This is a genomic window from Candidatus Methylomirabilota bacterium, from assembly GCA_028870115.1.
GTDB lineage: Bacteria > Methylomirabilota > Methylomirabilia > Methylomirabilales > Methylomirabilaceae > Methylomirabilis.
The window spans coordinates 19448-33332 of record JAGWQH010000025.1; the positions used below are offsets into that span (position 1 = coordinate 19448).

Annotated in this window: 14 protein-coding genes; 6 read left to right on the forward strand and 8 right to left on the reverse strand. The window is 59.6% G+C overall.

All coding sequences use genetic code 11. From position 1 onward, the window contains the following. Window positions 1-14: 14 nt before the first annotated feature. Window positions 15-425: an RNA-binding protein gene (locus KGL31_01965; GenBank protein ID MDE2320671.1), complete on the forward strand. Its 411-nt coding sequence runs from the start codon at window positions 15-17 to the stop codon at window positions 423-425. Window positions 426-555: 130 nt separating this feature from the next. Here the strand turns inward: KGL31_01965 and KGL31_01970 are convergent, their stop codons facing one another. The 8 genes from KGL31_01970 to ligA form a co-directional block, all read right to left on the reverse strand. Continuing rightward, the gene (locus KGL31_01970; GenBank protein ID MDE2320672.1) at window positions 556-1665 is read right to left on the reverse strand and encodes an AI-2E family transporter; all 1110 of its coding nucleotides are present in this window, start codon (window positions 1663-1665) and stop codon (window positions 556-558) included. Between the two features lie 51 nt (window positions 1666-1716). Further along, window positions 1717-2607: an isoaspartyl peptidase/L-asparaginase gene (locus KGL31_01975; protein ID MDE2320673.1), complete on the reverse strand. Its 891-nt coding sequence runs from the start codon at window positions 2605-2607 to the stop codon at window positions 1717-1719. A gap of 13 nt (window positions 2608-2620) precedes the next feature. Continuing rightward, the gene (locus tag KGL31_01980; GenBank protein MDE2320674.1) at window positions 2621-3889 is read right to left on the reverse strand and encodes a M48 family metallopeptidase; all 1269 of its coding nucleotides are present in this window, start codon (window positions 3887-3889) and stop codon (window positions 2621-2623) included. Window positions 3890-3919: 30 nt separating this feature from the next. Further along, a complete protein-coding gene (locus tag KGL31_01985; GenBank protein ID MDE2320675.1) occupies window positions 3920-4405 on the reverse strand; it encodes a tetratricopeptide repeat protein in 486 nt (161 codons plus the stop codon). A gap of 120 nt (window positions 4406-4525) precedes the next feature. Then, on the reverse strand, window positions 4526-5656 hold the full coding sequence (locus KGL31_01990; protein MDE2320676.1) for an ABC transporter permease: 1131 nt from the start codon (window positions 5654-5656) through the stop codon (window positions 4526-4528). Then, window positions 5653-6645 (reverse strand): ABC transporter ATP-binding protein, encoded by a 993-nt coding sequence (locus tag KGL31_01995; protein ID MDE2320677.1) that lies wholly within the window; start codon window positions 6643-6645, stop codon window positions 5653-5655. The genes KGL31_01990 and KGL31_01995 overlap by 4 nt, the downstream gene beginning before the upstream one ends. After that, on the reverse strand, window positions 6638-7693 hold the full coding sequence (locus tag KGL31_02000; protein ID MDE2320678.1) for an efflux RND transporter periplasmic adaptor subunit: 1056 nt from the start codon (window positions 7691-7693) through the stop codon (window positions 6638-6640). The genes KGL31_01995 and KGL31_02000 overlap by 8 nt, the downstream gene beginning before the upstream one ends. A gap of 28 nt (window positions 7694-7721) precedes the next feature. Continuing rightward, window positions 7722-9761, reverse strand: coding sequence for an NAD-dependent DNA ligase LigA (gene ligA, locus KGL31_02005; protein MDE2320679.1), 2040 nt, complete (start codon window positions 9759-9761; stop codon window positions 7722-7724). A 323-nt stretch (window positions 9762-10084) separates the two neighbouring features. Here ligA and KGL31_02010 point away from each other — a divergent pair, with 323 nt between their 5' ends. From KGL31_02010 to KGL31_02030, 5 genes are all read left to right on the forward strand, one after another. Next, window positions 10085-10366, forward strand: coding sequence for a hypothetical protein (locus KGL31_02010; GenBank protein ID MDE2320680.1), 282 nt, complete (start codon window positions 10085-10087; stop codon window positions 10364-10366). 10 nt (window positions 10367-10376) lie between these two features. Continuing rightward, window positions 10377-10826, forward strand: coding sequence for a pyridoxamine 5'-phosphate oxidase family protein (locus tag KGL31_02015; protein ID MDE2320681.1), 450 nt, complete (start codon window positions 10377-10379; stop codon window positions 10824-10826). Window positions 10827-11001: 175 nt separating this feature from the next. Continuing rightward, window positions 11002-11550 (forward strand): bifunctional pyr operon transcriptional regulator/uracil phosphoribosyltransferase PyrR, encoded by a 549-nt coding sequence (pyrR, locus tag KGL31_02020; protein MDE2320682.1) that lies wholly within the window; start codon window positions 11002-11004, stop codon window positions 11548-11550. An 11-nt stretch (window positions 11551-11561) separates the two neighbouring features. Further along, entirely contained in the window at window positions 11562-12491 is a 930-nt protein-coding gene (locus KGL31_02025; GenBank protein MDE2320683.1) for an aspartate carbamoyltransferase catalytic subunit, read from the forward strand. 19 nt (window positions 12492-12510) lie between these two features. After that, window positions 12511-13875 carry a dihydroorotase gene (locus KGL31_02030; GenBank protein MDE2320684.1) on the forward strand — a complete coding sequence of 455 codons (1365 nt, stop codon included), beginning with the start codon at window positions 12511-12513 and terminating at the stop codon, window positions 13873-13875. Window positions 13876-13885 lie beyond the last annotated feature (10 nt).

Below are 13885 nucleotides of genomic sequence, written 5' to 3' on the forward strand. Positions count from 1 at the left end.
GGACGAAGCCGGCCATGGAAGGCGGGACCATGGCGACGGCATCAATCGAACTACCCGTCAAAAGTCGGCGGTACGCCGGCGAAAGGAGTTCCAAGCGCATGGGGACACGAGTGTATGTGGGCAATCTCCCGTTTGATACGGACGCATCTGCGCTCCGCGCCCTTTTCGAAGAGGGTGGTCGTCGGGTGGCTGATGTGAAGATCATTACCGATCGCGATACCGGACGACCGCGGGGCTTTGCCTTTGTCGAAATGGAGAACCAGAGCGACGCTCAGGCTGCCATCCAGGCGTTGAACGGACGAGAGGTTGGCGGCCGACCTCTGACGGTCAATGAGGCAAAAGAGCAGGCCCCTCGCCGCGGAGGCGGAGGAGGCGGATTTCGCAGCGGTGGTGGTGGCGGCGGTCGCAGACCGCGCGGCTATTAATCGGGATCGCGTGCAATTTCAAAGGAGCAGGCCCTGTGGTGGATCAGGCCTGCTCGATTTTCTCCAGCCTATTGAGGTCCTGAGATCCCTTATCCCTATCGGTAGCATTCGAACAACCGTTTTTTGATCGTCATTGGCTCTGTCCGCCTCCGAGGGTCTGGTCGACCGGAGGCGACGACATGTCGGCGTAGATTTCAAGAAAGGTTGAGAGCGTCACAAGCAGTACGGGCCCCAGGATAAACCCGAGAATGCCGAATACCTGCAGACCGCCAAGCATACCGAAAAACAGAAAGAGCGTCGGGAGATTAGTCCCGCCTGAGATGAGAGCCGGTTTCAGCACATTGTCGGCGGTACTGACGACCGCCGTCGACCAGGCGAGTAACAACAGACCGCGAATCCAGCCTCCCTCCAGGAACAGATAGATGGCTGCCGGGATCCAGATCAATCCGGACCCGCCAACCGGCAGCAGCGAGAAGAGGCCGGTTGCCAGCCCGAGAAAAACCGGGTACGGGACGCCGAAGAGCCAATACCCTACTCCTCCGAGAAGGCCTTGCGCCAGGGCCGTGACGATGGTGCCGCGTACGACAGCCGACACAGCCTCGTAGAGGCGTGAAAAAAGCGCCTCGGCATGCTTGCGCTCAAGTGGCAAGAGCCTCTGGAGGCTGCGAACGATCGCCTCGCCATCTCTGAGCAGGAAGAAGAGAGTAAAGACGGCGAGAAAGAGATTGACCGTGAAGCTCAACAGGTTGATGGCGATCCCCTTCAGATTGTCGACAATGAAACTGCTGACCGCGCTCAAACCGCTCAACAGCAACGCGTTCAGATCGAAGCCCAGACGCGTGAAGGGCAGGCTCACGCGATCCCAAAGGGCCCGACCGGCCATCACCGCCGGGTGGGACGCGATCCCTGTGAGTCCCTGCTGCCGATAGACCCGTTCCGCCGCCTGATAGACGCTCACCGCTTCTTGCGCCAGCACCCATCCGCAGAGAATGGCCGGAATCACCACGGCAGCAATGACCGTAATCGTCAGCAAGAGGGCTGCGAGCCCGGACTTACCATCAAGCCGGTGTAACAGGCGGCGATAAGCCGGTTGAAAGACGACAACCAGAATGACTGCCCAGAAAATCGGGGACGCAAAAGGAACGATGATGAGGTAGGTCAGATAGAGGAGCAGGAGCAGGGACCCATAGAAGAATACCACGGAGACGCGAGTTCTGTTTCCACTCCACCGCGCTAGCATCCCCTCATATTTCTTATCGGCTATTCTCTTCATCCTCTGCGTCCGTTCGGCTCAATCGAAGAGTTCCGGATCGGCATTGTCGTTCCGGATGCAGGCGCAGGCCATCTGCGCGGTATTCCTCGCAATGCCGATTCGGCCGTATCGATCCAGCAGGATGATACCGACCTCGGCGCCGGTCCTGGCCGTCAATTCACCGACCGCGCGTCTGGCTGCCGCCATCGGCTCTTCGCCCATCTCAAGAAATTCGAGGGCCGTCTTTGCGAGCGCCAGCTTGATGATCGCCTCCCCATTGCCGGTGCAACTGACCGCGCCGAGCTGATCGTCGGCATAGGTCCCGCAACCGATCAGCGCGGAGTCGCCCACGCGGCCTGGCGCCTTGAGCGGCAGGCCGCCCGTCGAGGTGGCTGCGGCCAGGTGGCCCGCCCGGTCGAGGGCAACGGCGCCGACAGTGCCGACACCCTCGGCGTTCCCCCCTCGCAGGGTAGCCCATCGGGCGCGCTGTCGCTCCGTGATGAGCGCGTCGGCCCCGCACTCCTTGATCCCAACCGCTGCGGCGAACTGCCGGGCCCCCTCGCCCACAAGCAGGACCGGTCCCCCCGCCTCCATCACGGCTCTCGCAAGCGTCACGGGATTGGCGATCCGCCTTACGGCGCCGATGGCTCCGGCTGCCAGATCTCGGCCGTCCATGATCGAGGCGTCAAGCTCAATCTCTCCGTCCCGATTCAGGCAGGCGCCACGGCCGGCGTTGAAGGCCGGATCGTCCTCCAGCATCTTGACGGCCTGCTCGACGGCCTCTACCGCGGAGCCTCCCGCTGTGAGCGCCTGCCATCCATTCAGCGCGGCCGCTCGAATACCCGCTCGTCGTAACTCAACCAGGTCGGGCGCGACCTTTCCTGCGCCACCATGAACGAAGATCACAGGACCGAACGATCTGACGGCCATCAATTGTACCTCTTCACTGCCCCTGTCCCGCTCGGAATGCCTCAGCCATGGCGATACGCTCCAGAACCGGAGGGTGAGTATACAAGAGCCAGACTATCGCTCGCGGCGGATCGATATCGGCGAGATTCGACCTGGCAAGTTTGACTTCCGAAGCGATGAAGGCCTCGGGGTTATCGGTGAGACGGAGCGATTCGAGGTCGGCTTCGCGTTCGAAGGACCGTGAAATAGCCACCTGGATCGGTGTCGTCAGAATGGTGAGAACGAGCAAGAGGAGCAGCAGGAACGGTAACGAGACGGGGTCAGCCGGATGAATAAAACCGAAACGTTCGGAGTCGGCCGCGACATTGAGAAGACGAGCGATGAGCCACATGGCCGCCAGCGCCGAGACTGCGCTCATAGCTATCCCCTTCCAGATGTGGTGCCGTCTCCAGTGGCCCAGCTCATGCGCCACGACCAACTCTACCTCCTCAGGGGTGGAACTGGCGATCAGCGTATCGTACAGAACGATGCGTCTCGCGCGGCCAAGCCCCGTGAAGTAGGCGTTGGTCTTCGTGGTCTTACGGCTGGCATCCATCTCAAGGATCGGCCCTACCGTGAGGCCCGCCCGATCAGTTAACGCACGAATTCGCTCTACCAGCTCTTTATCCTGTACCGGTCGGAACGTATGAAACAGCGGATCAAGGAGGATCGGCGACAGCTCGGCAAGCAGGCTCATCACCAGGACGACGACAACCCATACCGGCAGATACCAACGGACGGGATCCCTTCGGATGAACGTATAGAGCAGAATCAGCAGCGGGAGCAGGATCACTGCATTGATCAGTGTCCCTTTTATGTAATCCCACGCCCATGCAGCGAACGTCTGACGAGAGAGACCGAATGTGTGCTCGCGCAGGAAATTGCCGTACAGACTGACGGGAAAGATGACCGCATGATACAGCAGAGCCAGTAAGAGGCCGAAAACCCCGATAGTCAGCCATACACGTCCGCCGGCGACCGAGACGCTGAGATCGCGAATCTTTGCCGATAACGGGCACAAGGTCAGGAGCCCGAACAGGCCAAAGGTCAACGCTGTTCGCACACCGTACAACAGATATCGTCCGCGTGCGTATACCCGTCCTCTAGCCAACTCCGGGGCGGTAAAATACTGTCGAGCTTTATCGACGAACGATATGTGCAGATCCGAACGCGGAGCGTCGCTCCTAAGCGTCTGCCTGTCGAGTGAGATCGTCGCCCCGACAAGCGCCAGCAGGAGCATCAGCAGCGACCATTGCGATAACATGGGTGCGAGCCTCGAGAAGGGGTCAGCCGGTCAATTCAACAGACCGAGAACCTTGTGCAGCTCGACGCGGGCCGCAGTATAATTCGGCTCAATCTCCAGGGCCTTCTTAAGCTCTTTGACCGCTTCTTCGTACCTCCCCTTCCGCACAAGAACACGGCCCATATTCATGTGGGGGTAATGGCGAGGTTCGTACCGCTTGGCTACCATCGCCTTCTCAAGCCACGGGATCGCCTCATCATATTCCCCCTTCTCAATCAGATAAACACCGATGTCGTTGTACGGATTACCGAACTCAGGATCGATCCAGATGGCGGCCTCGCACTCCTTGATCGCCTCGTCAATCTGTCCCTGAAAGCTGTACGCCCACCCCAGGAAGGTATGCGCCTCAGCCGTCGGGTACAGCTCGATAGACCGCTTATAGGCCGCGATGGCGCCATTCAGATCGCCGCTCGTCTGCAATCGATATCCTTCTTTGAAGTAAAATTCCGCCAGTTCAAGTCGTCCCGGATCAGGCATGGCGTTCACCGCTCCTTCCCTCAGTCGCAGCCACTGAGAGGACCAGCCTCGCGCGTTCATTCACGATTTCATTCTACCACGTGAGCAGGTACTGCGGCGTCTTGAAATGAGCCCCTGTGCTCAGCCGAGTTTCTTGTGAAAGCGGAGAATGCTGGCTGTGATCAGGACAACCCCAATGGCAGCAAGAACCAGCAGATGCGTCCAGAGATACGAGATCCCGATCCCCTTCAGCATGATCCCGCGGATAATCTCCACGTAATAAGTGAGCGGGATCACATACGCCACGGTCTTGGCCAGGGGCGGCATCCCCTCGATCGGGAAGAGCACGCCGGAAAGATAGACCGATGGGACGAAGATAAAATATGCGAGCTGCATGGCCTGCTGCTGGGTCCTGGCAACTGTGGATAACAGGATGCCGAGACCCAGAGTTCCCATAATAAAGAACAGCGATAGAAAATACAGGAGGACCAGGCTTCCACGAACCGGGATATCGAAGGCCCAGACGCCGAATACGAGGGCGAGTGTCATCTGCGCATAGGCGATCACGACATTCGGGACGATTTTCCCGATCATCAACTCCCAGCGGCGCAGCGGGCTGACAATCAGCGCCTCGAGCGTTCCACGCTCACGCTCCCGCACTACCACCATGGCGATGATGGTGATGGTGGTTTGCATCAAGATGAAGCTCAGGAGGCCCGGGATGATGAAGATGGCGCTGACGAGATCCGGATTGTACCAGGCCCGGACCCGGACATCCAGGGGAGTGGGGGGCGGGACCCGGCCGGTGCTCCGCTGGAGCATCTCGGACGCGATCCGTAGCGAGCCGACCTGCCCGATGGCGTTGGCCGCGTTGATGGCCGATGTCGCGACCATGGGGTCGGAGGCATCCACAATCACCTGGACCTGGGCTACGCGCTGCTGCTTGAGCGCGCGGGCATAGTCTGGCGGAAGGACGATCCCTACCTTCGCGCTGCCGCTGTCGATGAGATGGGTGATCCGTTCATAGCTTTCCACGTGATAGTCGAGGTTAAAATATTGAGAGTTGGTAAAGGCATGGAGGAGATCTCGGCTCTCAGGCGTCCGAGATTGATCGAGAACAGCGGTCACCATATGCTTCACGTCGGTATTGATGGCCCACCCGATGATGACGAGGATCATCATCGGCATAGAGAGCATCATCCCGACGGTCAGTCGATCGCGCCACATCTGGATGAACTCTTTACGGATCATACCGAACAGGCGCGACCTCATATTGCGCCTTCGCGCATTCGCTTCAGTTGCGCCCGGAGGGAGCGCCGGTCGGCTAGGCCCACGAAGGAGACAAAGATATCCTCAATCGAGGGAATCGCCGCCTCAACCCGATTGACCTTCAATCCCTCACCGGTCAGGCGGGTCTCCACGTCGGCGGGTGAAAGGCTCCTATCCTCGGTGACGACGTGAATGGTGTTCCCGAATCGCACGACCTCTGCCACGCCAGGGAGCGTTTCAAGAAATATCGTGGCCTCCCGCATCGGATCACATTCGATTTCGACGACCTGGCCTTTCAGGGCATTCGCCTTGATCTCCTCGCGGCTGCCCTGGGCTGTGATCCGACCCTGATAGATAAATCCCAGACTGGCGCAGTGCTCCGCCTCATCCATATAGTGCGTGGTGGCCACAATGGTAATCCCTTCCTCGGAGAGCCGATAGATCAGATCCCAAAAGTTGCGGCGGGAGACCGGATCAACCCCGGCCGTCGGCTCATCCAGGAAGAGCAACTCCGGCTTATGGATGATGCTGCACCCCAAAGCCAGGCGTTGCTTCCAGCCGCCCGACAGGTGGGCCGCCAGCGTGCCCTCGCGCCCGGTCAGGTCGGCCATCTGGACCATCTGCTCGATTCTGGCCCGCTTGATCCCATTAGGGACCGAGTAGAGACTGGCGTAGAAGTCCAGGTTCTCCCGGACGGTGAGGTCCTCGTACAGGCTGAACCGTTGGGACATATAGCCGATCTTTTCTTTGATCCGCTCCGGCTCCTTCGCAATATCGTGGCCCAGCACATACCCTGACCCCTCGGTCGGGTCCAGGAGTCCGCAGAGCATCCGGATGGTCGTGGATTTCCCGGCCCCGTTAGGACCAAGGAATCCGTAGATCTCGCCTCGCTTAATTCTTAAATCTATATGGTCGACGGCGACGATCTTACCGAATCGCTTTGTCAGCCCTTTCGTAATGACGGCGTAGCTGTCGAGGTCAAACTCAGCCATTGAGGAGACTCCAACGGGCGGGCGGGCGACGGCTGGTTTGTTTTGTCCCTCTGCCTCCCATCTTGATCTCGGCATCGGCCGGCATCCCCGGCTTCAGCAGGCGGTCCCGGTTGTCCAGGCTGATCTTGACTCCAAAGACCAGGTTGACGCGCTCCTTCTTGGTCTGAACCGTGCGGGGGGTAAATTCGGCTTTCGAGCTGATCTCGACCACCTTCCCTTCGAAGCGACGATTCGGAAATGAATCGACGGTGACCGCCGCGGCCTGGCCGATGCTCACCAATCCGATCTCCGACTCCGGGATGTAGACGCGCAGCCACAGATCATCAGGATCGATGAGAATTACAATAGGGAAACCGGGATTGACGACCTCTCCTTGCTCGGCCCGTTTGGTGAGAACGATTGCGGAGAGGGGCGCCAGAATGGTACTGTCGCGCAGTCGGACCTTGGCCATTCCAAGCGCCCCCTTCGCCCGATCACGTTCGTGGCGGGCCGCCTCAATGACCTCCGGTCGAGGTCCTACCCGGATCAATTCGTACCGTTCACGGGCGGCCTTGACCTGACTTGCGGCCACCTCTACCCGGTTTTTGGCGCGGTCCCGCTCCTGTATCGAAATGGCGCCCTCTTTGAAGAGGTTGTCGAAGCGGTCCCAATCGTCCCGTGCCAGCTTCAGGTTATCGTCGGCCTGCTGCAGATTGGCGCGTGCCTCCTCGATCTCCTGAAGGCGCGAGCCGGCCAGCAGCTCTTTGAGTTGGGCCTCGGCCTTGGCCAGTGCCGCCTGCGCTTGCGCTACCTCCGCCTCGATCTCCGAGGTGTCGAGACGAGCAATGACCTGATTGGCCTGAACCTGGTCTCCTTCCTTCACCAGGAGCTGGGCGAGACGGCCAGGCAACTTCGAGCTGACCTCGACCTCGGTAGCCTCGATCGTCCCGTTCGCCACGAGGTTGTCGCCGTCCCCCTTCTCGCGGACCAGCCTCCAGCCGACGATGAGTACTGCGCCGGCCAGTGCCAGTGCAACAAGCAACACTATCTTTCGTTTTGGTTCTGTCACACACCCTCTTACTTTAGTGGGTCCACGCTTACTTGAGGTTAAACAGCTTCTTGAAGGCGGCCTCGTCGAGGGTGGGGACGCCGAGGCGCTTGGCGTCGTCGAACTTGCTGCCGGGATCTTTGCCCACGACGGCGTAATCGGTCTTTGAGCTGACCGACGAAGTCACGCGGCCGCCGGCCTGCGCGATCAGCTCTTTTGCCTCGTCGCGGGTGAGGGTTTCCAGCCCGCCCGTTAAGACGAACGTTTTGCCCGCCAGAGGGCGAGGTCCCGCCGTGACCCCTGCTTCCTTCATGCTGACGCCTACGCCTCGCAACTGCTCAATCTGACGGCGGTTCTCCGACTGGCGAAAGTAGAGCGCCACACTCTGGGCGATGCGAGAGCCGATGCCGTAGATCTCAGCCAGTTCTTCCTCCGGCGCTTGCTCCAGCCGATCCATCGAGCCGTAATGCTGAGCCAGGATCGTGGCGACGTGCTCGCCCACATACCGGATGCCCAGCGCGAACAACAGGCGACTCAACCCGCGTCCCTTGCTCCCCTGGATGGCGTTGTACAGGTTGGTAGCAGATTTCTGCGCTAACCGTTCAAGCCCTGCCAGCGTGTCCACGTCAAGTCGGTACAGATCGGCGAACTCCCGGACCAGCTTCCGGTCGACAAGCTGCTCCACCACGGCCTCGCCAAGGTGCTCGATGTCCATGGCCCGGCGCGAGCCGAAGTGTAGCAGCGACTCTTTCAGCCGCGCTAAGCAGGCGGAGTTCACGCAGCGGCTGACGACCTCGCCCTCTGGCCGGAAGGCCTCGGCGCCACAGACAGGGCATCGGGTGGGAAACCGGAACGGCGTGCTGTGAGACGGCCGCTTGTCCTGAATCACCCGTAAAATGTGCGGGATCACATCCCCGGCCCGCTCGATCAGGACACTGTCTCCCTCCCGGACATCAAGACGTTCGATCTCATCGGCATTGTGGAGCGTCGCCCGGCTGATCGTGGCGCCGGCAATCTCTACGGGATCGAGCAGGGCGGTCGGCGTCAGCGCTCCTGTTCGTCCCACGCTGATGTCGATCTTTCTGATGACACTGGTCGCTTGCCGCGCCGGGAACTTATAGGCAATGGCCCACCTGGGATGGTGGGTGGTCGAGCCGAGCCTGCGCTGCTGTTCGATTGCATCGACCTTGACCACGACGCCGTCGCAGTCGCACCCGATCTCGTCACGACCGGCCTCGACCTCAAGGCAGGTCTGGATGGCGCCCTCGATATCGGCGCAGCGCCGGCGATAGCGCTCCAGCGTGTTTTTGCGGTCGTTGGGATCAAGAAGGAATCCGGACTCAAGCAACTGTTCCATGGTCTGCCAATGGTCTGTGAACGGATCCGGCTCTGCATAGCTGACGCCATAGATGAAGATATCGAGGGGACGGCTTACGGTAACTCGCGAGTCTTTCTGGCGGACTGAGCCGGCCGCGGCATTCCTGGGATTGGCAAACGGCTCTTCGCCTTCCGTCTCCAGCCCCCGATTTAACTTTTCAAACGCTTGACGCCACATGAAGATCTCGCCGCGCACCTCCAAGGCAGCACACGTAGCTAACGGTCCGTACAGGCGATGGGGGATCCCCCTGACCGTCATCAGGTTTTGCGTCACGTCCTCGCCATATCGACCGTCCCCTCTGGTAGCTCCCCGCACAAGCCGGCCGTCCTCATACAGCAGGGCTACGCCCAGGCCGTCGACCTTCGGCTCAACCACATAGGTGAACCGCTCGCCAGGGAGCGCCCTCTTGATACGGGCCTCGAACTCCAGAATTTCATCGGCAGTGTAGGCGTTGTCCAACGAGAGCATCGCCGCCTTGTGCTGCACCGAGGTAAACCCTTCGACAGGCTGACCGCCAACACGTTGCGTCGGAGAGTCGGGCGTAATCAGGCCGGGATGTTTTGCTTCAAGCTGTTGCAGACGCTGAAAGAGCTTGTCGAACTCGGCGTCGGTGATCTCCGGCCGGTCCAGCACATAGTACAGGTATTCGTGGCGGCGAATGAGTCGTCGGAGTTCCTCAGCTTGCGCCCGAAGCGTAGCGATCTCTGACATGGTTCTCGATGTGGCATCCAGTATAACTAGTTGTAAATAGAGGGATTAGTAGATCTTATCTTCAGCCTATTGGTAGCAGAATTTGTTTAGTGAGGCAAGGTAATTCGGCCCTTAAACCCTTGTCGATGTCGGCTGTCTAATTAGGTAAATGTGCTCTGCTCCTCCTACCCTCCCCTCCCTCCGACCGCTAAGGGATCGATCGTCAGGTCGATCCCTTAGCGGTTTTTTGTTGTTCTTCGGGATCTATTCATCGCCTTGACATTTGTACGCTTCTTCTGTAGGGTGGCTTTAACGCTCAGAGTTATACGGCGTCGGTACGCGCGATGGTCGAGGCAGCAATCCTGCAACAGCTTGAAAGGTTAGCTGACCAGCTTGGCGTGAAGGTCCTCTACGAGAGCTTGGATCACCAGGAATTCGTCGTGAGAAGCGGGACCTGCACGCTGCGAGGACAACTCGTGGCGATCATCGATTATCGTCTTGCGCCGGGCGATCGAATACAGGTCCTGGCTGATTGCCTGTCACGGTTCGATCTTTCCACCATCTACCTGATTCCGGCTATTCGTGAATTGATTGACGCGCGCCGGGCCACACCGCCTGCGGCATAGGAGGAGAAACGTGGAGGCAACAATGAGCCAACAGGCCATGAACGTATTCTTGGGACAGCAGAAGGTCTGCCGGCTGGCTACTGTGGATCGCCAAGGCCAGCCGCACGTAGTACCTGTGTGGCACATACTGCTGGATGGTGAACTTTATATAGAGACCTCACCCCGATCCAAAAAGGGCCGGAACCTGCAGGCCAATCAGAAGGTAGCCCTCGTCGTCGATGGAGGTGATGGTTTCGAGAACTACAAAGGGATCATGATCCAGGGAACGGTGGAGTTCGTCAACGATAAGCGGATGCTTCAGCAATTCCGCGATGCGATGGCGCAGCGCTACTTTGGCACAGCCGAGCACCCGGGCTATAAGTACTTGGTGAGCGGATCCGATCCGCTCCTCATGAAGGTCGTCCCTAAAAAGGTTGTCACTTGGGATTACAGTCAAAAAACTCTGAAGTCGGACGCGTGAAGATTGAGCTTGACAGTACTGCGCCTTCGGCTACAATAAATTAACCTTTTAATCGGACTCAGAGAGGTTCGAAAAGGAGATGCAGTGGGGACCCCGCAAGTCATTATTGTAGTCAGCGTGTATCGAATAGCCTCCTCGCCGGATGGTGAGGGGGTTTTTTTATGTCGTGAATTCGATGGCCACTGAGCTAAACGAAAAGGCCCAAATCCTGGATCCATCGGCCATCCAGCGGGCGGTCACCAGGATTGCCCATGAGATCATCGAGCGAAATAACGGGACAGAGAACCTGGTGCTAATCGGCCTCCGTAGCCGGGGGGTCGATCTGGCACGACGGATCGCCAAGGAACTTATGCTGATTGCCGGGGCTGAGCCGCCAGTTGGCGCCTTGGATGTGACCCTCTACCGCGACGATCTGGACAAGGTCGGGCCACAGCCGGTCGTTCGCAAAACTGACATCCCGTTCTCGATCAATGAAAAGCGAGTGGTGCTGGTGGATGACGTCCTGTACACGGGCCGAACCATCCGGGCAGCCCTGGACGGCTTGATCGATCTTGGCCGGCCCCGTCTCATTCAGCTTGCCGTCCTCGTCGATCGGGGTCACCGCGAGCTGCCGATTCGGGCCGATTATGTCGGCAAGAATGTCCCCACCTCGCGACAGGAGCAGATTCAGGTCCTGCTCACTGAGGAGGATGGTGAGGACAAAGTCGTCATCGTGGAGCAGTAGGGAGGGACGCGATGGGCCTCGCACATAAAGATCTGTTGAGTATGCAGGAACTGACGTCGGACGAGATCCGGCTGATCCTGGATACCGCCGAGTCGATGAAAGAGGTGGCCCGTCGCGACATCAAGAAGGTACCGGCTCTACGTGGTAAAACGATCATCAATCTGTTCTATGAACCCAGTACGAGGACCCGCACATCGTTTGAGATTGCAGGCAAGTGGCTCAGCGCCGACGTCATCAATATCTCTACCTCAGCCAGTTCGGTGACTAAGGGAGAGAGTTTGAAGGATACGGGTCTCACGCTGCAGGCGATGCACCCGGATATTGTGGTCATCCGCCATCCGGCGGCAGGCACGGCGGGGTTCCTGGCTGGGCGGCTTGCGGCGTCGGTTATCAACGCCGGGGATGGCGCCCACGAACACCCCAGTCAGGCCCTGCTCGATCTGTTTACCATCAGGGAAAAGGTGGGGAGACTGGAGGGACTGAAGGCCGCCATTATCGGCGATATCGCCCACAGCCGGGTCGCCAGAAGCAATATCTATGGGATGCACAGGATGGGGATGGAGGTGCGGATCGCAGGGCCCAGGACGATGCTTCCCCGTTTTATTGAGCGACTCGGCGTTGAGGTCTTTACGAATCTCGATCGAGCCGTCGCCGACGTCGATATCATCATGATGCTCAGGCTGCAGACCGAGCGTCAACAGGCCGGATTGTTTCCCTCGCTGCGGGAGTACTCACGCCTGTTTGGCCTGACCGCCGAACGACTGAAAGCCGCAAAGCCCGATGTGCTGATCATGCATCCAGGCCCGATTAATCGAGGCATAGAAATCGCGCCGGACGTTGCGGATGGGCCGTATTCGCTGATCCTGAATCAGGTGGAGAACGGCCTGGCCGTACGGATGGCGCTTCTGTACCTTATGGCCGGCGGCGGCCAGGCAGGATAGTTCCAAGGATGGAGCGATCATGAGGATTCTGATCAGAGGTGGGCGGGTCATCGATCCGACAAGCGGATTGGATGATCTTCTCGATCTGTTTATCGAAGATGGAAAGATTGTCCGAATTGAGAAAAGCACACGAGGCGGGAGGCGGGAAGCGGGAGGCACCGAACTACCGGAAGTCGGTAAAGCCAGGGGGTCGAAAACTGCAAAGAGCGGGGAGTCAACATCAGGCAGCGTTGATCGGGTAATGGATGCGACGGGACTGACGGTTTGTCCCGGCCTGATCGACATGCATGTCCACCTGCGCCAGCCGGGGCGTGAGGATAAAGAGACCATCGCAAGCGGAACGATGGCGGCAGCGCGGGGCGGCTTCACGGCGGTCTGCTGTATGCCGAATACCGATCCTGTCAACGACACGCGCTCAGTGACCGAGTTCATCCTGGACACGGCCAAGCGCGAGGGGGCCGTTCAGGTCTATCCCATCGGCGCTATCACGAAGGGGTTGAAAGGGGAGGAGCTGGCCGAGATCGGGGAGCTGTTCGAAGCGGGATGTGTGGCCATCTCCGACGATGGCCGCCCGGTCATGAATGCTGAACTGATGCGGCGGGCCATGGAATATGCGGCGATGTTTGATTTACCGGTCATCCAGCATAGCGAGGATCTGCATCTGAGCGGCCGGGGAGTCGTCCACGAAGGACTGGTCTCGACTGAGCTTGGGCTGCGCGGCATCCCGTCGGCGTCGGAGGCGGTCATGGTGGCGCGCGACCTGTTGCTGGCGGAGTTGACCGGCGCGAGGCTCCACATTGCCCATGTGAGCGCGGCCGAATCGGTGCGTCTGATTCGCGAGGCGAAGGCCCGTAGGATGCGGGTAAGCTGCGAGGTCACCCCGCATCATCTGGCGCTCACAGAGGACGCTGTCCGCGGCTTCAATTCCAACGCGAAGATGAACCCGCCGCTTCGCTCCGAGGACGATCGGCAGGCCCTGTTGGAGGGGTTGCGAGACGGGACTATCGATGTGATCGCGACGGATCACGCCCCCCACACGGTCCAAGAGAAAGAGCGGGAGTTTGATCAGGCCCCTAATGGTGTGATCGGCCTGGAGACAGCGCTCGCAGTGACGCTTACGACGCTCGTGGCTCCGGGCGTGTTGAGCCTGCCACAGGCGATAGCGAAACTCTCCGGCGAGCCCGCGCGCATCCTGAAGCTCGCGAAGGGACGGATCGCCGAGGGCGCCGATGCCGATCTCACGATCTTTGATCCCAATCGTGATTGGACGGTGGATCCCGCAACCTTTGCCTCCAAGAGTCGGAATACGCCGTTTGCCGGGTGGCGGCTTACCGGTGCGACGGTGGCGACGCTGGTCGGAGGTAAGGTCGTGTGGGAGGCGTAACGTGGAGAGA

Coding starts and splice junctions, on each gene's coding strand:
- KGL31_01965 (MDE2320671.1), top strand. CDS start 15: ATGGAAGGCGGGACCATGGCGACGGCATCAATCGAACTACCCGTCAAA.
- KGL31_01970 (MDE2320672.1), bottom strand. CDS start 1,665: ATGCTAGCGCGGTGGAGTGGAAACAGAACTCGCGTCTCCGTGGTATTC.
- KGL31_01975 (MDE2320673.1), bottom strand. CDS start 2,607: ATGGCCGTCAGATCGTTCGGTCCTGTGATCTTCGTTCATGGTGGCGCA.
- KGL31_01980 (MDE2320674.1), bottom strand. CDS start 3,889: ATGTTATCGCAATGGTCGCTGCTGATGCTCCTGCTGGCGCTTGTCGGG.
- KGL31_01985 (MDE2320675.1), bottom strand. CDS start 4,405: ATGCCTGATCCGGGACGACTTGAACTGGCGGAATTTTACTTCAAAGAA.
- KGL31_01990 (MDE2320676.1), bottom strand. CDS start 5,656: ATGAGGTCGCGCCTGTTCGGTATGATCCGTAAAGAGTTCATCCAGATG.
- KGL31_01995 (MDE2320677.1), bottom strand. CDS start 6,645: ATGGCTGAGTTTGACCTCGACAGCTACGCCGTCATTACGAAAGGGCTG.
- ligA (MDE2320679.1), bottom strand. CDS start 9,761: ATGTCAGAGATCGCTACGCTTCGGGCGCAAGCTGAGGAACTCCGACGA.
- KGL31_02010 (MDE2320680.1), top strand. CDS start 10,085: ATGGTCGAGGCAGCAATCCTGCAACAGCTTGAAAGGTTAGCTGACCAG.
- pyrR (MDE2320682.1), top strand. CDS start 11,002: ATGGCCACTGAGCTAAACGAAAAGGCCCAAATCCTGGATCCATCGGCC.
- KGL31_02025 (MDE2320683.1), top strand. CDS start 11,562: ATGGGCCTCGCACATAAAGATCTGTTGAGTATGCAGGAACTGACGTCG.
- KGL31_02030 (MDE2320684.1), top strand. CDS start 12,511: ATGAGGATTCTGATCAGAGGTGGGCGGGTCATCGATCCGACAAGCGGA.